This is a genomic window from Yersinia sp. Marseille-Q5920 (genome assembly GCF_946902935.1).
Classification (GTDB): domain Bacteria; phylum Pseudomonadota; class Gammaproteobacteria; order Enterobacterales; family Enterobacteriaceae; genus Yersinia; species Yersinia rochesterensis.
Window position 1 is genome coordinate 208,150 of record NZ_CAMPQA010000001.1, and the last position, 23,646, is coordinate 231,795.

Genomic DNA, 23,646 nt, shown 5'->3' on the forward strand with positions numbered 1-23,646 from the left:
ACAAGTCATTGGCAATTAATTCATATCTAATCGTTAGCATCAAAACCACATTAGCCTGGTAATTAATAGCCATCAATTCATAAAACCCGCAAAAAAACATCGTAAATGCCGAATTGACGCTTTGGTCGTCAGAGGATTACCTTATCCTAGTATGCAGTCAGGTATGGTTGCAGTTAGACAAGGATGTATGTCACATGAAAATATTAATTATTGACGAGTGTTTTTATACCCGCTCAGGGGTAAATACTTATTTAAATAGTTCCGCATCTCTTAATTTAATGGATGTTTCTACCGTTGAGCAGGCAACATTAGCCATTGATAATTTTAATCCTGAAATAATAATTGTTAATCTTACGCAATACTGTCGATTCGGTGGACACTGCCCATTATTAGCACAATTCATCAACTGCTGTGGTCAGGCAAGAGTTTATATTTATCTGGATGCATCATATCCCTTTAGCGAAACGCCTATCCCTCTAACGGATTCTGTTTCAATCTTGGCTAAAAAGCATTTGCCCGAATTATTACAAAGCTTATCAAGTGTTTCAAATGATAACGATAAACCAGTGCTGCCATGTCCTGCATCACTGTTCAGCCCACAAGAACATAAAGTTATGTGCTATTGGATGACAGAAATGCCCAATTACCGGATAGCCAGAAAATTAAATATCAGTGACAGTACAGTTTACTCACATAAGCGCCATATTACTGAAAAAATAAAAGTCAGAAACCGCTTGGAACTGTGCTTTATCTATAATGTATTTAAATATTTATACTAGACTTTGGCCTGTATTTAGAGACAGCATCAGCCAATAGCACTCTAGATATAGCCAAATAATACACATATATATTTATATTATGAATAATGTAGCCGAGAAAACAATGCGACATAGCTTACTGTTAAAAATATCGGTTACATTCTATTAAATGCCTTTTTATATAAACTAATTTCTATTTCCTTCAATTTTTACACACGCCTGAAAATAAGTTATTTAATTTATTATTCTCTTAGATAAAGGTTTACCCCCTAACTGATTGTTTACCCAATTAAAATCACCTACAATGGGCTATAACTTTAACCTCAGGCAGTCAGTATGTTAAGTAAATTCATCTCAATGGTTATCAATAATGTACGAGAGCATTTAATACTCTATATCTGTTTGTGGTTAATATTGTTGGCGCTGGATATTTACTTCTTTTTCTATTAACTCGCCTCTCCTTTTTTAACGGGGCCAACAGGCATCAAATCACCTGCGGCCCTCAGATGTTAAGTTACAATATGGGCGTATCCGATTCAATCTTAGCCGGCTTACCATCACTCAGTAACACTGCAAACTTATAACCGGCAGGTGTTAATTCCAGTGCGATTTTGGCAATAATGGTTAATGGAACTGACAGTAACATACCTATCGGCCCCAATAACCATCCCCAGAAAATTAATGATAAGAACACCACCAATGTTGATAACCCTAAGCCACGGCCCATCATGCGCGGATCGATGATATTGCCACCAATCAGATTAATGAGAATATAACCGCCGGTTACAGCAAAGGCGTCAGCAAAACCGTTAAAGAGTAAGGCCTGAATAATGGGTGGAATAGCGGCCAATACAGACCCGATGTTGGGAATATAATTGAGAACAAAGGCCAGTAACCCCCACAGGAAAGCAAACCTAACCCCCATCGCGGCCAAAAATAGCCAAATGACAATCCCCGTCGCAATACTAATAATGGTCTTAATCACCAGATAATGCGTCACGCCATTCAGCGCACGCCGCAAAATCGCATTCCCTTGTTCTGGGTTATCAAACATTAATTGCATTTTATAGGGAAGGCGCTCGACTTCAAATAACATGAAAACGACCGTCATTAACAGCAAGAACGTGCTAGCCATAGCACCGGAAAGGTGGCTGAGCAGGCGGGTAACAAAGTTCATGGCCATGCTGGGATCGACATGTTTCATAATGTCATCCACCGAAAACTCGATATTAAAGCGCATGGCGAACTCTTGCAGGTCACGCATTTTTTCCAGCATCATCCCGCGATATTGCGGTAGTGAGCGGGCAAATTCATTTAATGAAGAACCTAAGCGGCTAAACAGTAATGCCATCAGTAAAACAATAATGGTTACCAATAAGATGATAGCCAATGTCCGGGGGATCTTTATTTTTTCGAGTAATTTCACCAAAGGGTTTAAAACAATAGCGAGAAATATCGCCAGTAAAAAGGGAACTACAATGGGCGATGCCGCTTTGATCCCGGCCATAATCACCACCAACATTGCCAGCATCGCAACTAACCGCAACCCTTGGCCACCTACCACAGGTTTTGTCATTATTAATCCTTGTATTGGAACCGCCACGGCTCAAATGGCAAAAAAAAGACGCTAGCGGATAAAATAACCGACAACGCCTTATTTTAATAGCACTGGATATTACTTATCTGCGCCCTTTTCCGGCATAGGAATATGCATGGTTGTTTGTAGCAAACCTTTAGATTTATTAAAAATCTTAATGCCATTCTCTCGCCCGGCCCGGCGAGAGCGTTGTTCTTCCTGTGGAAGCTTCAGCTCTTCCTGGCAAATCTGGCTACAGCAACCTTCAAATTTTGCTGCACAAACGGGGCATTGAATAAACAGTAAGTGGCAACCATCATTCTTGCAATTAGTATGCGTATCACTTGGGGTGCCGCACTGATGGCAATGTGCGATAATATCTTCAGATATCCGCTCGCCCATCCGCTCATCGAAAACAAAGTTTTTACCAATAAACTTAAGCGGCAATCCCTGTTCTTTTGCTTTACGGGCATATTCGATAATCCCGCCTTCGACGTGATAAACATTTTTAAAGCCATTATGCAGCATATAAGCGCTGGCTTTCTCGCAACGAATCCCACCGGTGCAATACATCACAATATTCTTATCTTTATTATGTTGCAGCATATCAACCGCCATCGGCAGTTGTTCTCGGAAAGTATCCGACGGAACTTCTATCGCGTTTTCGAAATGGCCGACTTCGTATTCATAATGATTGCGCATATCGACAAACAAAGTATCGGGGTCATCAATCATCTGATTGACCTGATCGGCCTTTAAATAATGCCCAACATTGCTGGGGTCGAAACTGTCATCGTCGATACCGTCAGCCACAATGCGCTCACGAACTTTCATGCGTAGCACCCAAAATGACTTGCCGTCATCTTCATGCGCAACATTCAACCGCACTTGGTTCAGCGCGGGATGAGCGGCAAACAGCGCGACTTGAAACTCATCATAACGATTTGCAGGCACGCTAATCTGGGCATTAATTCCCTCTTTTGCCACATAAACCCGGCCAAATACCCCGAGTTTAACAAATTGGCTATAGAGGTTATCACGGAAGGTTTTTGCATCTTCCAGCATGAAATATTTATAAAAAGAAACTGTGGTGCGCGGTTCGGTTTCAGCCAACATGCGCGCTTTAAGTTCCTCATTAGAAATTCGGTTATGTAACACTGGCATGGTGTACGTTCCTGTCTTTCAGAGAGGTTACTGATGAATATTTAATTATTGCTCAATGGGTTAGGTTAATCATTAGACGGCTAACCACGCTAAATCATCGCGCAATAGAACTGATATTTCGGCACCGGCTATCCCGTGCGGCGCATATAATACCTGAAACCCCGCCACGGCACATCTTTAGCGGCTATCACGCTCAGTCAAAGCAGAAAAAATAACACCCGCGAGCAAGGCAATTCCGGCAGCAATCAGTAACGGTTTGCTCTGCCAATCAGCGCCGAGATAACCCAATATGCCACCGACGACCAATAAACCCGCACTGAGTCTTGCAACTGTCATCGACGGCTCTCCGATAAGAATGAATAATATCCATTTATACACTGGAAATATCATACCGCAGAAATAAAAATCCCTCTTCGACAGACAGGGATTGGACTACTGACCAAGTTAATTTGCGGGGAAATGTGCCGGATGGGTCCCTGTTAGTTTCAAATACAAGTGCGTAAGCCGTCGGAGCGCCCATCGGGGCAATCGCCCCGCTTACATAATCATCAAACAAATGATTTATTTGATGAAGTTTTCGACAAAAAAGCATGAAAATGGCTTTTTGGTGCGCTCTTTTTTCCTGTAGTCTCCTAAAAATGCCACAATAGGCTACCTTAAAACGACAGATAAGTAGGTTGGGACTGGGCTTATTGAGGTTTTCTGATTAACTCAATGTGCACCATCAATATGTCCGAACGAATGACAATAATGCTGAGAACAGATATGCAAGTTCCGTCTTTTAATCGCTCACTACTGCACCCTCGTTATTGGCTGACTTGGCTCGGCCTCGGTATTCTCTACCTACTGGTACTGCTACCCTATCCGGTCATCTATTCCATGGGCACCTCCCTTGGCCGTTTTTCTATGCGTTTTCTTGCACGACGTAAGCGAATAACGCGGCGCAATCTGGAGCTGTGCTTCCCTGACATGCCGAAAAACGAGCGGGATGAACTGCTGGTTAAGAATTTTGAATCCGTCGGCATGGGGTTATTTGAAACCGGCATGGCGTGGTTTTGGCCAGACTGGCGAATTAAGCGCTGGTGCAGTGTCAGCGGGCTGGAGCATATCCAACAGGCGCGTGATGAGGGCAAAGGGGTTTTGTTGATTGGCTTGCATTTTCTGACGCTAGAACTGGGCGCGCGTATTTTTGGTATCTACAATCCGGGAATTGGCGTTTATCGTCCACATGATAATAAAGCCATGGATTGGATGCAGACCTGGGGCCGGATGCGGTCAAATAAAGCCATGCTTGATCGCAGAGACCTCAAAGGGATGGTTCGCAGCCTCAAGCAAGGTGAAATTATCTGGTATGCGCCCGACCATGACTATGGCCCACGCAGCAGTGTGTTCGTGCCCTTGTTTGCCGTCAGCCAAGCCGCCACCACCACCGGGACTTATCTTCTGGTGCGTATGGGTAAACCCGCAATCATTCCTTTCACACCACGTCGGTTACCGGGTGGCAAAGGTTATCAACTGATTTTACAGCCCGCAGTGGATAATTTCCCGCTGGATAATGAAGTCGAAGCCGCGGCCTTTATGAATAAAGTGATCGAAAAAGAGATTATGCGCGCCACGGATCAATACATGTGGCTGCACCGGCGTTTTAAAACCCGCCCCGAGGGCGCACCTTCGCTGTATGACTAGCTTAGCTAAACGGAATTAGCTTAGAGCAAAATAATATAACAGATGATAATGAGAATTAGTTTATATCAGTTTTTTTGATACAATCTGTCAGTATTATCCGATAGAAATATAGTTGTGGTCTGACGATACTGAATTAATTTCCCTTGGTTATCTTCTGGTGACGCCCTAATTAATTCGAGTTGCAGTAAGGCGGCAATTGAGCGAGTCCCCAAGAACTTACACAGGTAAGTGACTGGGGTGAGTGAACGTAGCCAACACACATGTAGCTTGAAGTATGACGGGAATATCTTTTTCTTGATAAGGATATATATGCTCGCAACTCTTAATCTGTGGTTCACGCGGTTAACAGATCATCCGAACGGCGGTAAATTGTTATTACGCCTGACATTCGGTGTTTTGATGTTATTTCATGGCGTGGCAAAAATTCAGCACGGCACCAGTTGGATAGCCGCCTCTTTACAGGCGCAGGGCATCCCTGGCTTTGTTGCCTATGGCGTTTACATTGGCGAGATTATCACCCCGATCCTGATTATTTTGGGCTTATTTACTCGCCCTGCGGCTTTCATTTACGCCGTTAACCTATTGGTCGCGGTATTGATGGTCGGCACCGGTAAGTTCTTTACTCTGACCCAAGTGGGCGCATGGGGTTTGGAAAACGAAGCCATGTACTTCCTCGGCGGCGTGGCTATCATGCTGTTGGGTAGTGGCCGTTATTCCGTCACCAAAAATGAAGCTTATCGCTGATAATAATCTGTGCTGATAAATGAGCTGCTGCGCCCATCGCGTAGTGGCTTTTTTATTTCGCGGCAATGAGTTATAACAAACGGTCAAAGCTCTCTCCATTCAGTTATAACCTAATCGAATAAGCATATCCCCGAATTTCAAACCCTCTTTTCATTTTAATAAAAACTAACATTCATCTCATTGATGTCAATGTGCTATAGGCGCATACTTACCAAGCTAACTGTTTTATTCTTGTGCTTTGTTGCCCCTTCAAACGCCCCTATCGACGAATAAAGAGACGCAAAGCGCTCAGTTTGTTAAGAAGCAATCCCTTGTTTAATCGGTAATTTATGACCTCAGCACCACAACCTGTTAACTGGAAAAGAAACTTATTTGTCACCTGGTTAGGCTGTTTTCTAACCGGCGCGGCATTCAGTTTGATCATGCCATTCCTGCCACTGTATGTGGAACAGTTGGGTGTGAGCGGCCACCAGTCATTGAACATGTGGTCGGGTTTGGTGTTCAGCATTACTTTCCTGTTTTCCGCCATTGCCGCGCCTTTCTGGGGCAGCCTTGCCGACCGAAAAGGCCGGAAAATCATGCTACTGCGATCCGCTCTCGGCATGGGGATTGTGATGGTGCTGATGGGCATGGCGCAAAATATTTGGCAATTCTTGGCCCTACGCGCCCTGCTGGGGCTGTTGGGCGGCTTTATTCCTAATGCCAACGCGCTGATTGCCACACAGGTGCCGCGCAACAAAAGTGGCTGGGCATTGGGCACACTCTCAACCGGCGGGGTCAGTGGTGCATTAATCGGCCCATTGATTGGTGGATTATTGGCGGATAATTATGGTTTGCGGCCGGTGTTTTTTATCACTGCCGGAGTGCTATTCGCCTGTTTTGCCATGACCTGGTTTTATGTCCGCGAGCAGTTTGCGCCAGTGCTGAAGAAAGATATGCTGAATGGCCGACAGGTATTTAACTCACTGAAAAACCCTAAGTTAATCCTGAGTTTGTTTGTCACCACCATGATTATTCAAGTTGCGACCGGCTCGATTGCGCCCATTTTGACCCTGTATGTGCGCGAGCTGGCCGGAGATATCCATAATTTGGCTTTTGTCAGTGGCATGATTGCTTCGGTGCCGGGTGTCGCTGCGCTGATAAGTGCGCCGCGCTTAGGCAAGTTGGGGGATAAAATCGGGCCAGAACGCATTTTGATCGCCATGCTGGCATTATCCATTCTGATTTTAATCCCGATGGCCTTTGTACAAACCCCATTACAACTGGGTATTTTGCGTTTTTTATTGGGGGCGACAGATGGCGCACTGTTACCCGCAGTGCAGACTTTGCTGATTTATAACTGTACCAATCAGATTGCGGGTAGAATTTTCAGCTATAACCAATCATTCCGTGATGTGGGGAATGTTAGCGGCCCACTCCTGGGTGCGGCGGTATCCGCCAGCTATGGTTTCCGCGCAGTATTCTGCGTCACCGCCGTGGTTGTGCTATTTAATGCCCTGTATTCTTACTGGTGTTTGCAACGCCAGCCCTTAAAAGCACAGCGCGAAGTTCAACAACAGCAAGATAGCTAACTCAAGATAACACCGCTGAGGCGACGAAAAGTCAGGATAAAGCAATCTAGATTTGTGTATTTTTTCAGCATAAAAATCCGCAAAATGCGAATAAAAACAGTAAAAAAAACCATAAGATTCGGTTCAAACTGATTGATAATTGCGATGAATGTCGACTTTTTATCTAAAAATACGATATAACCCCCAGTGGAAATTAAAAAATGACGTTATTATTGCGTTAAATTCTACTGTAACGCGTGTTAACTCCGACAATTGGTCACAGCGCCAAAGAGCTGACACTCGATGATAATTACACCCTAAATAATTCGAATTGCAGGAAGGCGGCAACTGAGTAAATTCCTGGGAGCTTACATAAGTAAGTGACCGGGGTGAGCGAAAGCAGCCAACGCACATGCAGTTTGAAGTATGACGGGTTTATTCGCTCATTTTAAAGCGATTCTATGGGAAGACTTTATGCAAACCTCTGTTAACACCCCTGGTGGTCGTACATTTTTTGGGCACCCTTATCCGCTCAGTGGACTATTTCTTTCCGAAATGTGGGAGCGTTTCTCATTCTACGGTATTCGCCCTCTCTTAATTCTGTTTATGGCGGCCACCGTTTTTGATGGCGGTATGGGTCTACCCCGTGAGCAAGCTTCGGCTATCGTCGGGATTTTTGCCGGTAGTATGTATTTGGCGGCACTGCCCGGCGGTTGGCTGGCGGATAACTGGCTGGGCCAACAACGCGCGGTGTGGTATGGCTCGATTCTGATTGCCTTGGGCCATCTGTCGATTGCTTTATCTGCTTTCTTCGGCAATGACCTGTTTTTTATCGGCTTAGCATTTATTGTGCTCGGTACCGGCCTGTTCAAAACCTGTATTTCGGTGATGGTCGGCACCCTCTATAAGCCCGGTGATGCCCGCCGTGACGGTGGTTTCTCACTGTTCTATATGGGTATCAATATGGGGTCGTTTATTGCACCGCTGCTTTCCGGCTGGTTGTTGCGAACTCATGGCTGGCATTGGGGCTTTGGTATTGGCGGGATCGGTATGCTGGTGGCGTTGCTTATCTTCCGTGGCTTTGCCATACCGGCGATGAAGCGCTATGACGCAGAAGTGGGGCTGGACTCAAGTTGGAATAAACCGACCAATCAACGCCAGGGTGTGGGTAAATGGGTTGCAGCCATTATGCTGGTGGTGGTGGCCATTATTGCTCTTATTTCACAGGGCGTTATCCCGATTAATCCGGTGCTGATTGCCAGCTTGCTGGTGTATGTCATTGCCGCCTCCGTGACACTCTATTTTGTCTATCTGTTCGCTTTTGCCAAAATGAGCCGTAAAGATCGCGCCCGTTTGTTGGTGTGCTTTATTCTGTTGGTATCAGCGGCATTCTTCTGGTCTGCTTTTGAACAAAAACCAACCTCATTTAACCTGTTTGCCAATGATTATACTGACCGTATGGTGATGGGTTTTGAGATCCCGACCGTCTGGTTCCAGTCAATAAATGCACTGTTTATCATCCTGTTAGCGCCAGTATTTAGTTGGGCGTGGCCAGCACTGGCGAAGAAAAAGATTCAGCCGAGCAGCATCACTAAATTCGTGATTGGTATTTTATGCGCGGCGGCTGGTTTCGCCGTGATGATGTATGCCGCACAGCATGTCCTCAGCAGTGGCGGCGCGGGCGTTTCACCCTGGTGGTTAGTGATGAGTATTTTGCTACTGACCTTGGGCGAATTGTGTCTTAGCCCTATCGGGCTGGCGACCATGACCTTACTGGCTCCAGACAGAATGCGGGGTCAGGTGATGGGGCTGTGGTTCTGCGCCAGTTCACTGGGTAATCTGGCTGCGGGCTTGATTGGTGGGCATGTTAAAGCTGACCAGCTTGATATGCTGCCAACCTTGTTTGCGCGCTGCTCAATTGCGCTGGTTATCTGTGCGGCGGTATTAATATTGCTTATCGTGCCAATTCGTCGCCTGATGAACAACACTCAGGGCCAGCAAACTGCCTAACAGTGATAAGTTAAGCTACACCAACCCGCCTTAATGGCGGGTTTTTTATGTTCAAAATAAGCTTACAGTTCCCATACACGCTGCTGTAAAACCACCCGATAACCATCTGTATCTTCGAAAGTTTTACCACCGATATCCCAATAAGGGTTATAAGACGCCACCGCGCGAAAACCGGCAGACAACATTTGCTGGCACTGCCCTGCCCATTGCGCTTCATCCGGCAGATAAAAAACTAATAAGTTATCCTGCGTGGGCGCAAAACCTACCCAAGTGCCACGATGATGAGTAAACTCTATATGATAAGCATGATGTGGGTGACCCAGAATGGCACCGTCAAATCCTTGATGATCCGCAAAACTGCCCAACAGAGTGAACCCTAAGCCGTTACAGTACATCTCGCTGATTAATTTGAGATTATCCGTAGCTCTGGCCACTCGCATTACCGAAGTTTGTGGCAATATGGCCGCTTCTTTCGTCAAACCGGTAGCAGGCAAACCAATGGATTTGGATGACATCTAGCTCTCCTTTGATAGCACATTTGAATGCTGAGACTAAAAATGAAAATAAGACCTGCGCAACCTGCTGATTACCCCGCCATATTACAGTTGCAATCACAAAATACCCCAGCAAATTTAAGCACGGAACAGCGCAAACAGGGTTTTATTGTGTCGCAGATGGACGAAAAACAGCTGGATGCTATCAATCAAGATCTGGGGATTCTGGTGGCTATTGATGATGTTCAGGTGGCGGCATTTGTCTGCCTGGCTCGCACACATCAGCAACCTCGCCCACCGGTGGTCGATGCCATGCTGGAGGCGATAAGTCAGCACCAATTTCAAGGTAAACCATTGAAAGAATTGCGGGTATTTCTTTATGGGCCGGTGTGTATTGATAGCCGTTGGCGGGGAAAAGGCGTGCTAAGTCAGTTATTTACCGCCGTTAAAGCCCATACCTGCAAAGACTTTGATGTCGGTGCCGCTTTTGTTAACCATGATAACCAACACTCACTGGCGGCCCATGTAAAAGGGTTAAATATGACGCCGATCTGTGAGTTCACTTGCCAGCAACAACATTATCAATTGTTAGTTTTTACGACCACAGCATAGCATTACTCATAGGGGCCGTGCTGGGCGTCAATTGGCAGCATAAAAGTATCAACAATCATTGATAAAGGAACATCAATCACCGTGATGTATTTCCATGGCCCCTCGCGCATATCCCATTGCACTCCGGGGTAATATTGGTGTCCATGCCCCTGCCCCGGCACGGTGCGGCTGATAATACTGCCGCAGCCCGATAACAGCAGAATAACGGCCCCGAGCATGAGAATGCGAGTTCGCGGAAGCCAGCGGCGGGTCAGTTTAAACATGGAGTTCCATCGATTTTTAATCTTCATAGCAAGCTTTTATATACACAAAAAACGGGCAATTTATATGCCCGTTTTTTATTTTACTTCACCGCTATTTCGCGGCGGGAAACGCCTTCATATTATGCGCCAGTTGGCGATAATAACCGTTCCAGATTTGGTACTGTTCCGGCTGCTGCCAGACTTGCTGGTGCAAACGCGAAATCATGACCGGGTCACTGAGCAGTTCCAAGCGCTGTAATTTAGCCAATTTCTCCGGCCCAGCCTCTAGAGCTTGCTCCACCCGCTCACGACGATATTGCTCGATAATCGCGCGAGTGTGATGGCGGGCCGTTGCCATAGCACTGACTAACGCGTTATACGACGGGTTCATTACCGCATGGAAGAAGCCATGACTGAGCGCCCGCTGATGATTAAGTTTCAGATACTCTTCCGTGGCAACCAATTCCCGTGGCGGATTATATTCCTCTGGGATCAGGAATAATTTCGCCCGTTTACTGGCCAGCCCCAAGGTACGGCGGCTGGAGAATACAGAGACCACCGGCGACAGGATCAGCGAAAAGACGATGGGCGATAACCACCATAAGAAACGCAGATCCAACCAGGCCACACCACTCGCCCAAACCACACCTAGCAACAGTTGTGGCCCGTGGCGGACCATAGCTTCACTCCATGGCGTGGCGTCATCATCGCGCTGCGGTGAATTCCACTGCACCGACCAGCCGAGGAAAGCACTGACCACAAACACGGTGTGGAACAGCATCCGCACCGGTGCCAGTAAGACTGAGAACAGCATTTCCGCCAGCATCGACAGCAACAGACGGAGTGCTCCGCCGTACTCTTTCGCCCCCTTAGCCCAGATCAAAATGATGCTGAGTAGCTTAGGCAAGAACAGCAAGACCAAGGTGGTGGAGAACAAACCGATGGCCAATTCCGGCCGCCACTGAGGCCATACCGGGAACAGCTGGCGCGGTTGCAAGAAATACTGCGGTTCCATCAGGGTATGCACCGCCTGCAAAGCCGTGCATAGCACCAGGAACATAAACCACAGCGGGGCCGACAAATAAGACATCACACCGGTGAGGAACACTGCACGGTGAACCGGATGCATACCTTTAACCAAAAATAACCTAAAATTCATTAAGTTACCGTGGCACCAGCGACGGTCTCGTTTTAACTCATCAAGTAAGTTGGGGGGCAATTCTTCATAGCTGCCCGGTAGATCATACGCAATCCACACGCCCCATCCAGCACGGCGCATTAATGCCGCTTCCACAAAGTCATGGGACAAAATAGCGCCCGCGAATGAGCCTTCGCCCGGCAAAGGTGCCAAAGCACAATGCTCAATAAACGGCTTCACCCTGATGATGGCGTTATGGCCCCAATAATGGGATTCGCCCAGTTGCCAGTAATGTAACCCGGCAGTGAACAACGGGCCATAAACGCGAGTGGCAAATTGCTGTATTCGGGCATACAGCGTATCCATACCGGAGGCTTTCGGCGCGGACTGAATTATCCCGGCATTCGGATTGGCTTCCATCAACCGCACCAAGCCCGTCAAACAGCCGCCGCTCATCACGCTGTCGGCATCCAATATCACCATATAGCTATACTGGCTGCCCCAACGGCGGCAAAAGTCATCAATATTGCCACTTTTGCGTTTCACCCGACGCCGACGGCGGCGATAGAAAATACGCCCGTGCCCATCCACATCGCGGCACAATTCCAACCAGGCTTTTTGCTCCGCCACACAGATATCGGGGTCATAACTGTCACTCAGCACATAAATATCAAAGTGATCCAGTTGCCCGGTTGCGGCCACCGACTCATAAGTGGCCCGCAAACCGGCAAATACGCGCTCCACGTCCTCATTACAAATGGGCATAATCAGCGCTGTCCGATGTGCTGGATTTAGCGCCTCATCCCCTTTGATGGTGGAGGAAATGCTGTATTTGTCTTTACCAATCAATAATTGCAAGAACCCCATCAGCGCGGTCCAGAAACCGGCGGAGACCCAACAGAACAGAATGGCGAACAGAATGAGAATGCCGGTTTGCAGTAAATAAGGCAGCAATTGCATCACTGAAACCTGCCAGTTCTGCTGCCAAATTTCGAATGGATCGAGTAATGCCCAGCCCTGATAAGGTAAAATGGTCTTCATATAGCTGGTCGCAATGGTGGTTTGCAACACAATCAGTATCAGCAATATATAGCGGCGCAGAGACCCCACGCTGCGCCATTTTTTCTCGGCAAGTGCCTGTTCATGTGTTTGGGCGCGTGACACCGGGCTGCGGCCCAGTAGCGAATCCCAAAAACGCCCGACCGGATTAGTACGCCAGGCCTGCGGAGCCATACTGGTGCGCTTGATGGGCGGCGTAGCATGAATAACCGTGCGCCCCTCGTCGTCTTGCGCCAGTAATTTTTTATCAGCCAGTAATTTCTTATCGGCCAAAGCATCCGGCCATGCCGCTTGCAAGCGGGCATTGACCGAAGCCAATGCACTGTCTTGCTCACTGAAAACCATCTTTTCTGATGTACTGGCAGCTAATTGCTGATGTACTTGTGGTATCGCATCAGGTGTGCTGCCGAGCAGCACATCCTCAGGCAAAGCATCGCGCAACGCCCCTTGCTGCTGTGCAGTCAGGGGCAAATCCGCAATATAATCCTGTACAGGAGATTGATTTAACTTATTCATTGGCAGGTAGCTGATAGCTCCAGGTTTCCGTCAGGGTTTTGTCGCCATTAACCAGCGCAGCGCGCATTTCTATTGGTTTCTTGGCATCCTTAACTTTTAACCGCAGTGTCAAACGCCAGCCTTTGGTCACTGGATTGTAGCGAACACTGTTTTCGATCAATTCACCGTTGTCATCAATACTGACCTGCGAAGCCAGTGGCGCATTTTCATCCAGTGATTTCAGTACCGGGCCGACAAAATCAACCAGGAAAGCCACACTGCCGTCTGGCTCACGGATCAGATTCGACTGTTTCACATCCCCGGTTGAGCGCAGAGTTTGTTTCACATAAGCCACATCCGGTGAATGCAATTTGTCTTCATCACGGGTGAAATGCAGGCGGTAATTCAGATCGAGCGAATTCTTGGCATCCGGTAAAACATCCGGTGTCCAGAAAGCCACGATGTTATCGTTAGTTTCATCCGCAGTTGGAATTTCCACCAGCTCCACTTTACCTTTGCCCCAATCGCCACGGGGTTCAACCCAGGCGCTCGGACGCAAATCATAGCGATCGTCTAAATCCTCATACTGCGAGAATTCACGGCCGCGTTGCAGCAAACCGAATCCTTTTGGATTTTCAACAATATAAGTGCTAACTGACAAATGCTTTGGATTGTTCAGCGGCCGCCAGATCCATTCACCATTACCAGCATGAATAGAAAGACCATTGGAATCATGTAAGGCCGGGCGATAGTTCAACACCGCAGATGGCTGACTTGGGCCAAACAAGAACATACTGGTTAATGGTGCAATCCCCAGTTTCTCTACTTTATCGCGCAGGAAAACTTTAGCTTGCACATCAATGGTGGTATCGCGGCCCGGATAAACCACAAAACGATAAGCCCCGGTGGCGCGAGGGGAATCTAGCAAAGCAAAAATAACCAGGTGCTTATCATTAGGTTTGGGACGCTCAATCCAGAACTCACGAAAACGCGGGAACTCCTCGCCAGAAGCCAAGGCAGTATCAATCGCCAGCCCGCGCGCAGAAAGACCATAAACCTGGCCTTTACCAATCACACGAAAATAGCTGGCACCAAGCATGCTGATGATTTCGTCTTTTTTATCCGCTTTGTTAATAGGATAAAGCACTTTGAAACCGGCAAAACCCAAATCCTTCACTGACTCGGGATCATGCTTGACCGAGCCAAAGTTAAAGTAGTCCGGGTTATAATTGATAGGCTTCACACTGGTGGCCGTCACTTCATTAATTTGCACCGGTGTATCGAAATACATACCTTGATGATAAAACTCTAACTTAAATGGCGTATCCAGTTTGTTCCAATACGATTTATCATGGTTAAACTGAATTTGCTGATAATCGGCAAATTTCATTTCGCGAAATTGCGATGGCAGATTACTTTTCGGCGTTTCAAAACGTTTACCCGCCAGAGCCTGTGCCTGCTTAGCCACATCATCTAATGAGAAAGCCATGGCCTGAGAAGTGAATAATGACAGCAAGAGAGCCACCCCCAGCCATCTGACGCTGTTTGCGCGTAACCCTTTTGACATTCTATTGACGTTCGACAAAATATTAACTCCCACATCTCCCCCTAAATCATAACAGCCAAATAATTGACGGTTTATCCAGCAGGTGCCGTTGATAAGTCCCGGCTAATGTTATGCCCAAACTTACACCACCAGCCCAGTGTTTAAACCAGTGGCTAAGCCACCAGCCTAGCAAGCTAGACTAAAATACGCTATGGAAAATCATTAACCCTTATAGTAGTGTTTCTTGCCGTACTGATCCATTGATAACGCATATAGTTACCAATGAGTAATTACCATAAAAAATATTCTGGGCAAAATCAGATACGTTATTCTAATTCCGATAACAAACAGCGAATAAGTATGAAAAAAAACACTCACCAACGGGAGTACTTTTTAGACGCCATCCGCGCCTATTTGATGTTACTCGGCATTCCTTTTCATCTTTCACTTATATACTCCAGCCATCATTGGGCAGTGAATAGCAGCCATTCCTCATTGGAATTTACCCTATTAAATGACTTTATCCATGCTTTCCGCATGCAAGTGTTTTTTGTTATTTCCGGTTATTTTTCGTTCATGTTATATCAGCGTTATGAGCGCCACCGCTGGCTGCAAGTCCGGCTGGAACGTGTTGTTATTCCGTTAATTACTGCTATCCCGCTCATTACTTTGCCTCAGTTTTTCTTACTTAAAAATTACACCAGTAAATTACAAGATTGGAATTTATTTACAATTTATCAAAAAATAAATATTGCTATTTGGGAAGTTGTTTCTCACTTATGGTTTTTGTTAACACTCGCCTTATTGACCACACTTTGTTTTTATCTGTTCCAGAAGATAAAGAATAAACAGCACTCAGTTCCGACCTTGATAAAGAGAATGAATAACATAGGAAAAATCTCACTATCATTGTTTTTATTCGTGTTCATTTATTCAGTAATACGGAGAATAATATTTATCCTAAATCCTGAAATACTCTTTAATAGTGTCTTCAATTTCGTTGTGATGGAAACCGTGTTTTATCTGCCTTTCTTTCTTCTGGGCGCTTACAGCTTTATCTATCCCCCACTCAAGCAGGTTTTTCTCACCTTTTCGCCGGGTGCACTAGCTGCTTCACTCCTGTTATTTGGTGCTTACTATTTAAACCAACACTTTAATACTGCTGAGTTTTTTGCCTTCGAGCTGGATCTTATGATTAAAGCGTTAATGGGCGTGACGATGACCAACGTGGTCTACTCTCTGGGGCACCAGTTGCTCAATTATCCTTCTACACGCATCACCTACCTGGTTAATGCCTCTCTTTTCATTTATCTGGTGCATCATCCATTGACCTTGATTTATGGTGCCTTTGTCACTCCCAAAATTGACAACAATGGCGTGGGCTTTTTACTCGGAATGCTCTTTGTGTGTTTGATTTCATTTATTTTATATGAGGTTCATCGCCGTATTCCTTTGCTAAAATTCTTGTTTTCTGGCAAGTCGCAGCAGCAAACGACGCAACCAAAGTATTGTGCAAAGTAATAAAGTTATTGCTAAGCGATCTACCTAACTGCATACCGTTTTGGTCATAAAACCGCTACACTGTGAGACCATCATGTAGATGCGGGATGGCAAATGCCTCACTGTGCGCTCTGCTTTCAGAGCAATTATCCTGTTGATTCCTTATCAGGGTTTGTTTCACTTGCAGTGACAACAAAAAGAGGAATTGTGATGAGTAAGCAAGAATCTATTGAGAATAATCCCACATCTGATACTACGCCAGTCACCGGGTTCAGCACCTTATTGGCCCTGATTAGCCGCCTTAGCGGTGCTTTAGATAGCGCGATCACCGGCAAAGACCGCAGCGTATTGGTCAATGAACTTTCACAATTTTCTGTCGATAATCTTCCTGAACAGGAAAAATCAGTGACGACTGAAGCACTAAAAAGATCGTTAGCAACACTGAAACGCGATTAATTTCATTATCCAACGCTCACCCTTGATTCCCCGCTGGGCGATTAAAGGTGAGCGATCTGGAGATACTTTCCTATATGCTGCGGCTATACCTTAATTTAACATATTGAATTAGGTCATATCTTCCCATCGATTCCTCCAAATCTGTGTATAATAATTCTGCTCACCCGCCATTTCTTTTCATATCAGGAGACCTCCCACATTGGACGCCATCACTATTAACAGCCTTTTTTTGATTGGCGCTGTGCTGGTGGGAGCCAGTATTTTACTGAGTTCACTCTCTTCCCGCCTGGGCATCCCCATTTTGGTCATTTTCTTGGCCATTGGCATGTTGGCGGGTACCGACGGCATCGGTGGAATTGCTTTCGATAATTATCCTGTCGCGTATTTGGTGAGCAATCTGGCGTTGGCCGTCATTCTATTAGATGGCGGTATGCGCACCCGAGCATCATCATTCCGCGTCGCATTGTGGCCGGCCCTCTCGCTGGCGACAGTCGGGGTATTGATTACTGCTGGCCTAACCGGCATGGCCGCTGCCTGGCTATTTGATTTAGATATCATTCAAGGCTTATTAATTGGGGCAATTATAGGGTCAACCGATGCGGCGGCGGTCTTCTCACTGTTAGGTGGGAAAGGTCTCAACGAACGTGTTAGCGCCACTCTTGAGATAGAATCGGGCAGTAACGACCCCATGGCCGTCTTTTTGACCGTGACTCTGATTTCCATGATTTCAGCCGGTGAAACTAGCCTAAGCTGGATGTTTTTGGTGCACTTAATTCAACAATTTGGCTTGGGTATTCTCATCGGCTTGGGCGGCGGCGGCTTACTGATATTACTCATCAACCGGATAGAATTACCCAGTGGTTTATATCCATTACTGGCGGTATGCGGCGGGATTCTGGTTTTTTCACTCGCCACCGCGCTAAATGGCAGCGGTATTTTGGCGGTCTATCTATGTGGCTTGCTACTGGGCAATCGCCCCATCCGCAACCGCTCTGGGATTTTGCAAACCTTTGATGGGCTGGCCTGGCTCAGCCAAATTGGCATGTTCTTGGTATTAGGGTTGCTGCTTAATCCAACTGAGTTGTTGCCGATCGCCATTCCGGCATTAATTCTCTCATTGTGGATGATTTTGTTCGCCCGACCGCTGTCAGTGTTCATCGGCCTACTGCCCTTCCCCAGTTTTAATCTGCGCGAGCGTATCTTTATTTCGTGGGTCGGTTTACGCGGTGCAGTCCCAGTTATTCTGGCAGTATTCCCGATGATGGCGGGTATACCCAATGCAAATTTATTCTTTAATGTCGCCTTTTTCGTGGTGCTGGTTTCACTGCTGCTGCAAGGCACCAGTTTGTCATTCGCGGCGCGCAAAACAAAACTGGTGGTGCCTCCTGCCCTCGCGCCAGTGGCACGGATTGGTTTAGACATTGATAAGAATAACCAGTGGGAGCAATTCATTTACCAGCTCAGCTGTGATAAATGGTGTATCGGAGCTACCCTGCGTGATTTGAAAATGCCGGAGGGCACGCGCATTGCCGCACTGTTCCGTGGCAAGGATCTCTTACATCCCACCGGTAGCACTCGCCTGAAAGAGGGCGATATTTTGTGTGTTATTGGTCAAGAACATGATTTACCCGCACTAGGGAAACTCTTCAGCCGGTCCCCCAGCATCCAGTTGGATGAGCGTTTCTTCGGCGACTTTATTCTCGATGCTGATGCAAAACTTCATGATATTTCTCAGATTTATGGTCTCAATCTAGAGCCGGGTGTTGATAAACAACAAACACTGGGCCAATTCGTGCTCTATCTCTTTGGTGGTGAGCCGGTTATTGGTGATCAGATTGAATGGGATGGTCTGACGTGGACAATTGCCGAAATGGAATCTGACCGAGTGAGCCGGGTCGGGGTTAAGATAGTCACGGATAAAGCCTGAGTTGAGTAGCACAACCGCTTGATCTAATATTCAACTCGGGCTTAGAGTTCGCTTAATTTATTTAAGAGTTTTCTTGTATTTTATTGGCAATATAAATATTAGCCCGTGGTGAATTCTAGTCTCAGTCAATTTCATTTCAAAAAAAACCATTAAATACAATATATTAAGAAATGTTGGCCTGTTGTATATATTTGTTGATAAATTAATCAATAATGGTATATATTGTGAATTATAATCAGTGGTTTATAATGAATTAGTAGCCACAGTTCTTATTGACACACGACGTAGTTAATTATTCTCTCTATGCCTTCGCTCTAAGGTCGTGAGTATAAGCTGACAGATAACATTATAAATTCGCTTGGTAATTCTAATGTCAGAATAGTGTTTTCTCCACGGTCAAGAATGCAAACTCAAGCACTAAAACCCTAAATTTAGCCCGATTTCACACTTAGGCTATATAAAGAGCCAGTCATTATGAAAAATTTTTTAACCGGTATCATTTTCGTTGTTCTGACATTTTTAACCTATGGCACTGTCGCTGCCCCACAAGAAATAATCAGAACATTAGTTAATGTAGGTTATCTTGATAACCTGTCGCCACTTGTGTTTCGCGAAGGAACTTCACAGCCCAGTGGGTTAGCTGTCGACTATCTCAATCAATTCAGCGAAATAAATAATTTTCAATTTGAATATGTTCATTATAAAAATAAAAATGATTTATGTGATGATTTAGAAAGCGGAAAAATCAGTATTGCTATTGGGTTTACTCAAATAACACAATGTAAAATTGCCATTAACTCACCGGTTTTTTGGCAAACTCGCCTTTATAAACTACAAAACAGCCAGCGCCAGAGAGACATAAAAACAGTCTATTCACTCTCACAACAGATTTCCGCTGAAAGCCTGAAAAAGATTTATCCTCATGCTCAAATAATAGAAGATCTGCCCGAGGCCGAAGTTCTAAAGGTTTTACTGGCAGATCCTTATTCTATCTATATTGCAGGTATTTTTAACACTAACCGTATCGTGCAAGAAAACGCAGCAAATATTCAATATGCGCCGTTAACTTATAATTATGATACAAAATTTATTTTTGCCTTAACGCCCTCTATTGATAGAAAATTATTTAATGCACTTAATTCCTTCATGACAGAGAAGTCGTCCAAATATCCTAACGACGATGAGATGTATTGGCTTAATTATGCCCAATTAGGTAACTATCAAAGAATTCAATTAACTCCCGAACAAAAAGAATGGGTGGCAGAGAAAAAAACCATCATTGTTGCGGTGCCTAAATACTCTTATCCAATAGGATACCAGGACGATGAAGGTAATTTTAGTGGATTATCGGCACAACTTTTGGATATTGTCTCAGCCAGTACCGGTCTTAAATTTAAACCTGTGTTTGTCGAATCATTAGGGGAAATGATTGAGTATGTCTCATTAGGAAAAGCCGATATGGGGGCTCATCGCAGTGTTACATCAAATTACACACCTAATACCATTTTCAGTCCACCATTTTATATTTCAAGATTCGTCGCGGTTGCAAGGGCAAGTGATAACGATATCCAAAGCTCAAAAAATATCAATGGTAAGCGTATTGTGCTGGTGAAGGGCCAGAAAGTCATTCAGGAAATTGCGGCTGAATTTCCCAAGTCAGAAATAATCACTATTGAAGGTTCAGAATTAGATTTATTAAGTGCCATCGTTAATAATAAAGCAGACATTGCTATTATACCGAAAATTGTATCATCTTATTGGATTAAATATTTTTACGAAAAAAAACTAAAAGAATACCCATTAACCAATCCACCGGCGGTCATAGCATTTACAATTAATCGTAAATATACCATCCTCAATGATATTATCAAAAATGTCATGCTTACATTACCTTATAACAATTTAGAGATGATTGACTATCATTGGTCAAAGTCAATAACCCCTCCCTCCACCATTGCGCCAAGAATTCCGACTATTATTTACCTGACTTTATCAGTATTAGTTGTTATAGCAGCAATTAGTGTGATCATTTATATAAATAGCCGCCTAAGAAAACGACGGAAGACCAATTTAGAATTGTATAACAGTAACTTAAAAGAAATTATAGATGCAACCCCGTCCCCGCTTTATAAAGTGAGTGTCAATGGCGATATTATTTTAGCCAACAAAGCATTTTATGATTTCCTTTCAATCAAAGACCCTGACAGTATTAGCTCATTGCAAGATATTCAATCTCTGGCACCAAACAGCTTGTCAAAGATAATGGAATTACACGAGACCGCATACACAACTAACAGAGAGATAAATTCGGGTCAAACGTATAAAATTTCAGATATCGACTTCTACATTAGGCAATGGATATCACCAACTCAAAACAGTGATAAGCAACAAGTCATGTTAATTGGTGGTTGGTTCGATGCTATACACAGTAAAAAAACAGATATTACATTTGCAACCGCGAAAAAAAATGCTGTCGACAGCAATTATAGCATGCTTCACATCGCTATTATTGACGACAATTCCATCAGTAAAATCTTACTTAAAGCCCAACTTCTAGAATATGGGGTTAATGTTAGCGAGACTAATGACCTGCTTGAATTAAAACAGCTAGTGGAGAAAGGATCACTTGATGCCGTTATTAGTGACTTAACCATGAAAAATATAACAGGCTACGATGTGCTCAAAACGCTGGTAGAATCTACCCAATATCCACCACCTTGTTATATTTATACTGACCGTATTGAAAAAGAAATCGAAGAGAAGAGCTTGGCACTTGGGGCCACCGGACTCATCGCCAAACCATTATCAATTGAACAACTACAAGAGATACTAGACAATATTAAGTCATCGCAACAGACCTACAAATTACTCACACTATTAGAGAAAAATACTTATGGTAACCAAGACACGTTATTAGCTATAGTCAATGTTCTGTCAGATGCAGTGAATGAAAATATCCAACAGTTACAAAATACGCATCCTGAAGATAAAGAAGCCAGACTCGAGATAGTCTATAGCATTAAAAGAATGTTAAGTTTGCTCCAGTTTGAGGATCTAATGAATCAGTGCGATAGCTATGCTGCTATTTTGCAACATGAGTCTGAAAATATTGCACTCATATCGCACGCTTTTGAGCAAAGCTTGATACCCTTCTTATCTATCATTCAGCAATGCCAAATATTGATCACTAAAAAGCAGAGTCAATGACATAGCCATTCAGTCAAGACGGCAAGAGTCGTACTTTGTATTCGCTGTAATCATCTATTACAGCGAATACATTATAGGATTACTTTTTGGTCACACTTTCCAGTTTTTCTTCTACACTGATTTAATTTTATTAACCAAAACAATCCCCACACAGACCAATATTAGGGCGATGGCATTCTTCCATTCTAAAATACTTTCGTTCAGGAAAATGGCGGATAAAACCGCACCAGAAACCGGGATAAGGAAATTGAATGGCGCCACCATGCCGACTCGATTATATTTCAGCAACAAGCTCCACAGTGCAAAGGCGGCCGACGACAACAGCACCAAATAGCCCAGCAACAATAATGCCTGCCAATCAAAATCACTTAAATAGCCACCAAAGAGATAGCCGCCCAGCGTTAATACTAACCCGCCGATCGCCAACTGATACCCCGTCATCACGGTGGTGTCCATGGTTTGTGAGATCCGTTTACCATAAATACTGGCGGCGGATAGAATAAAAGCCGCCAACACCACACAACCCTCGCCCATCAAGGAAAAATTAAAGTCCATTAAATCGGAACCAAAATTCACCACCATGACACCGGCAAAGCCTAAAGCGCATCCAATGATTTTATTGAACGTCAGGCGGTCATTTTTATAAATATAATGCGCTAATAGCACACTGAAAAATGTACCTGTCGCATTCATGATAGAGCCTTTGACACCCGTGGTGTAGGCCAGACCAATATAGAAAAACACATACTGTAACGTTGTCTGTGTTAGCCCCAATAGAGCAATTTGTTTATATTGGCTCTTTTTGAGGCGGCCAATCGCCTTGCCGCTGGCCACAGCAAAAAATAGCAACACCACTCCGGCCAATAAAAAACGATAACCCGCAAATACCATCTTGCTCGGAATATCATCTGGTGCAATATGAAACAGCGCATAGCCATTCTTTATCGCCGGATAGGCACTGCCCCAAAGAAGGCAACAAAATGTCGCGACAAGAAAAACAAATTTTTTATTGGTAAAAAGCGGAGGACTCCGGTCCACGTCAACATCCTTTCAAACAAGAAATGAAACATTGTTTCGTTATAACCATTTCTGGTTTAAAAATCCTGTCTAATGTCACTTTTCTCCTAAAAAGATGCCAATAAGATTATTGCTTCACACCTATAGCGCATCTGGATGTCAAAACCCTCAAAACTGTTTGTATTAAAACTATCAAAGCTCTTTGCGTTTGATCTTTTTACTGATTCCAGCCCCCAAAATCGCTTTGCTATGTGACAGCCCTGCCCGGACGATTTTATCGTCACAATACGCAATTTATCTTGTCGCCTATCACGCATTTAAGCTGCAACCTACTTTCAAGTGTATTAATGCCGCTAAGAGTGTAAAAAAATATTCTTCAAAAACATATAAACATTAAACATATTAATGTAATTTTGATAAACTTGACTTAAGTCATTTGAATAACCTAAATTAATCGCATGATAA

Annotated in this window: 19 protein-coding genes; 11 read left to right on the top strand and 8 right to left on the bottom strand. The window is 44.7% G+C overall.

Annotated features, from left to right (window positions below; translation table 11 throughout):
- Window positions 1–194 precede the first annotated feature (194 nt).
- Both OVO64_RS01100 and OVO64_RS01105 read left to right on the top strand, forming a co-directional pair.
- Entirely contained in the window at window positions 195–779 is a 585-nt protein-coding gene (locus OVO64_RS01100) for a LuxR C-terminal-related transcriptional regulator (protein ID WP_038632236.1), read from the top strand.
- A 336-nt stretch (window positions 780–1,115) separates the two neighbouring features.
- Complete coding sequence (locus OVO64_RS01105) at window positions 1,116–1,208, top strand: DUF2770 family protein (protein WP_227744204.1); 93 nt, start codon at window positions 1,116–1,118, stop codon at window positions 1,206–1,208.
- A gap of 64 nt (window positions 1,209–1,272) precedes the next feature.
- On the opposite strand, the gene OVO64_RS01110 is transcribed toward OVO64_RS01105, so the two are convergent.
- The 3 genes from OVO64_RS01110 to OVO64_RS01120 all read right to left on the bottom strand — a co-directional run bounded on the left by OVO64_RS01110 (window position 1,273) and on the right by OVO64_RS01120 (window position 3,834).
- Complete coding sequence (locus tag OVO64_RS01110) at window positions 1,273–2,334, bottom strand: AI-2E family transporter (protein WP_038632234.1); 1,062 nt, start codon at window positions 2,332–2,334, stop codon at window positions 1,273–1,275.
- Window positions 2,335–2,433: 99 nt separating this feature from the next.
- Entirely contained in the window at window positions 2,434–3,498 is a 1,065-nt protein-coding gene (locus OVO64_RS01115; protein WP_038632231.1) for a rhodanese-related sulfurtransferase, read from the bottom strand.
- Between the two features lie 177 nt (window positions 3,499–3,675).
- Window positions 3,676–3,834 (bottom strand): hypothetical protein, encoded by a 159-nt coding sequence (locus OVO64_RS01120; RefSeq protein WP_038632229.1) that lies wholly within the window; start codon window positions 3,832–3,834, stop codon window positions 3,676–3,678.
- A 429-nt stretch (window positions 3,835–4,263) separates the two neighbouring features.
- Here OVO64_RS01120 and OVO64_RS01125 point away from each other — a divergent pair, with 429 nt between their 5' ends.
- From OVO64_RS01125 to OVO64_RS01140, 4 genes are all read left to right on the top strand, one after another.
- Window positions 4,264–5,184 (top strand): Kdo(2)-lipid IV(A) acyltransferase, encoded by a 921-nt coding sequence (locus tag OVO64_RS01125; protein WP_038632227.1) that lies wholly within the window; start codon window positions 4,264–4,266, stop codon window positions 5,182–5,184.
- Between the two features lie 309 nt (window positions 5,185–5,493).
- Window positions 5,494–5,928: a DoxX family protein gene (locus OVO64_RS01130; RefSeq protein ID WP_038632225.1), complete on the top strand. Its 435-nt coding sequence runs from the start codon at window positions 5,494–5,496 to the stop codon at window positions 5,926–5,928.
- Between the two features lie 329 nt (window positions 5,929–6,257).
- Window positions 6,258–7,499, top strand: a complete 1,242-nt coding sequence (gene mdtG / locus OVO64_RS01135) for a multidrug efflux MFS transporter MdtG (RefSeq protein ID WP_038632223.1) — start codon at window positions 6,258–6,260, stop codon at window positions 7,497–7,499.
- Window positions 7,500–7,952: 453 nt separating this feature from the next.
- A complete protein-coding gene (locus OVO64_RS01140; RefSeq protein WP_038639462.1) occupies window positions 7,953–9,488 on the top strand; it encodes a peptide MFS transporter in 1,536 nt (511 codons plus the stop codon).
- Window positions 9,489–9,550: 62 nt separating this feature from the next.
- On the opposite strand, the gene OVO64_RS01145 is transcribed toward OVO64_RS01140, so the two are convergent.
- Complete coding sequence (locus OVO64_RS01145; protein WP_267248533.1) at window positions 9,551–10,003, bottom strand: VOC family protein; 453 nt, start codon at window positions 10,001–10,003, stop codon at window positions 9,551–9,553.
- A gap of 42 nt (window positions 10,004–10,045) precedes the next feature.
- On the opposite strand from OVO64_RS01145, the gene OVO64_RS01150 reads away from it, so the two are divergent.
- The gene (locus OVO64_RS01150; protein WP_038632221.1) at window positions 10,046–10,594 is read left to right on the top strand and encodes a GNAT family N-acetyltransferase; all 549 of its coding nucleotides are present in this window, start codon (window positions 10,046–10,048) and stop codon (window positions 10,592–10,594) included.
- A gap of 2 nt (window positions 10,595–10,596) precedes the next feature.
- On the opposite strand, the gene OVO64_RS01155 is transcribed toward OVO64_RS01150, so the two are convergent.
- From OVO64_RS01155 to OVO64_RS01165, 3 genes are all read right to left on the bottom strand, one after another.
- A complete protein-coding gene (locus tag OVO64_RS01155) occupies window positions 10,597–10,812 on the bottom strand; it encodes a YceK/YidQ family lipoprotein (protein WP_038639457.1) in 216 nt (71 codons plus the stop codon).
- 136 nt (window positions 10,813–10,948) lie between these two features.
- A complete protein-coding gene (gene mdoH / locus OVO64_RS01160; protein ID WP_120011301.1) occupies window positions 10,949–13,549 on the bottom strand; it encodes a glucans biosynthesis glucosyltransferase MdoH in 2,601 nt (866 codons plus the stop codon).
- On the bottom strand, window positions 13,542–15,095 hold the full coding sequence (locus OVO64_RS01165; RefSeq protein WP_267248603.1) for a glucan biosynthesis protein G: 1,554 nt from the start codon (window positions 15,093–15,095) through the stop codon (window positions 13,542–13,544). The genes mdoH and OVO64_RS01165 overlap by 8 nt, the downstream gene beginning before the upstream one ends.
- Window positions 15,096–15,434: 339 nt before the next feature.
- Between OVO64_RS01165 and mdoC the strand changes: the two genes are divergently transcribed.
- From mdoC to OVO64_RS01185, 4 genes are all read left to right on the top strand, one after another.
- On the top strand, window positions 15,435–16,595 hold the full coding sequence (gene mdoC, locus OVO64_RS01170) for a glucans biosynthesis protein MdoC (protein WP_038632218.1): 1,161 nt from the start codon (window positions 15,435–15,437) through the stop codon (window positions 16,593–16,595).
- A gap of 189 nt (window positions 16,596–16,784) precedes the next feature.
- Complete coding sequence (locus tag OVO64_RS01175) at window positions 16,785–17,030, top strand: hypothetical protein (RefSeq protein ID WP_038632216.1); 246 nt, start codon at window positions 16,785–16,787, stop codon at window positions 17,028–17,030.
- A gap of 199 nt (window positions 17,031–17,229) precedes the next feature.
- On the top strand, window positions 17,230–18,957 hold the full coding sequence (locus tag OVO64_RS01180) for a potassium/proton antiporter (protein ID WP_145510116.1): 1,728 nt from the start codon (window positions 17,230–17,232) through the stop codon (window positions 18,955–18,957).
- 474 nt (window positions 18,958–19,431) lie between these two features.
- Window positions 19,432–22,164: a transporter substrate-binding domain-containing protein gene (locus tag OVO64_RS01185; RefSeq protein WP_145510117.1), complete on the top strand. Its 2,733-nt coding sequence runs from the start codon at window positions 19,432–19,434 to the stop codon at window positions 22,162–22,164.
- Between the two features lie 111 nt (window positions 22,165–22,275).
- Here the strand turns inward: OVO64_RS01185 and OVO64_RS01190 are convergent, their stop codons facing one another.
- Window positions 22,276–23,202: a DMT family transporter gene (locus OVO64_RS01190; RefSeq protein ID WP_038632211.1), complete on the bottom strand. Its 927-nt coding sequence runs from the start codon at window positions 23,200–23,202 to the stop codon at window positions 22,276–22,278.
- Between the last annotated feature and the right edge of the window lie 444 nt (window positions 23,203–23,646).

Excerpts from the sequence above, each read along its gene's own strand:
- OVO64_RS01165 (WP_267248603.1), bottom strand. The coding sequence starts at position 15,095 with ATGTCAAAAGGGTTACGCGCAAACAGCGTCAGATGGCTGGGGGTGGCT.
- mdoH (WP_120011301.1), bottom strand. The coding sequence starts at position 13,549 with ATGAATAAGTTAAATCAATCTCCTGTACAGGATTATATTGCGGATTTG.
- OVO64_RS01185 (WP_145510117.1), top strand. The coding sequence starts at position 19,432 with ATGAAAAATTTTTTAACCGGTATCATTTTCGTTGTTCTGACATTTTTA.
- OVO64_RS01145 (WP_267248533.1), bottom strand. The coding sequence starts at position 10,003 with ATGTCATCCAAATCCATTGGTTTGCCTGCTACCGGTTTGACGAAAGAA.
- OVO64_RS01100 (WP_038632236.1), top strand. The coding sequence starts at position 195 with ATGAAAATATTAATTATTGACGAGTGTTTTTATACCCGCTCAGGGGTA.
- mdtG (WP_038632223.1), top strand. The coding sequence starts at position 6,258 with ATGACCTCAGCACCACAACCTGTTAACTGGAAAAGAAACTTATTTGTC.
- OVO64_RS01105 (WP_227744204.1), top strand. The coding sequence starts at position 1,116 with ATGGTTATCAATAATGTACGAGAGCATTTAATACTCTATATCTGTTTG.
- OVO64_RS01115 (WP_038632231.1), bottom strand. The coding sequence starts at position 3,498 with ATGCCAGTGTTACATAACCGAATTTCTAATGAGGAACTTAAAGCGCGC.
- OVO64_RS01130 (WP_038632225.1), top strand. The coding sequence starts at position 5,494 with ATGCTCGCAACTCTTAATCTGTGGTTCACGCGGTTAACAGATCATCCG.
- OVO64_RS01140 (WP_038639462.1), top strand. The coding sequence starts at position 7,953 with ATGCAAACCTCTGTTAACACCCCTGGTGGTCGTACATTTTTTGGGCAC.
- OVO64_RS01175 (WP_038632216.1), top strand. The coding sequence starts at position 16,785 with ATGAGTAAGCAAGAATCTATTGAGAATAATCCCACATCTGATACTACG.
- OVO64_RS01150 (WP_038632221.1), top strand. The coding sequence starts at position 10,046 with ATGAAAATAAGACCTGCGCAACCTGCTGATTACCCCGCCATATTACAG.
- mdoC (WP_038632218.1), top strand. The coding sequence starts at position 15,435 with ATGAAAAAAAACACTCACCAACGGGAGTACTTTTTAGACGCCATCCGC.
- OVO64_RS01155 (WP_038639457.1), bottom strand. The coding sequence starts at position 10,812 with ATGCTCGGGGCCGTTATTCTGCTGTTATCGGGCTGCGGCAGTATTATC.
- OVO64_RS01125 (WP_038632227.1), top strand. The coding sequence starts at position 4,264 with ATGCAAGTTCCGTCTTTTAATCGCTCACTACTGCACCCTCGTTATTGG.
- OVO64_RS01120 (WP_038632229.1), bottom strand. The coding sequence starts at position 3,834 with ATGACAGTTGCAAGACTCAGTGCGGGTTTATTGGTCGTCGGTGGCATA.
- OVO64_RS01110 (WP_038632234.1), bottom strand. The coding sequence starts at position 2,334 with ATGACAAAACCTGTGGTAGGTGGCCAAGGGTTGCGGTTAGTTGCGATG.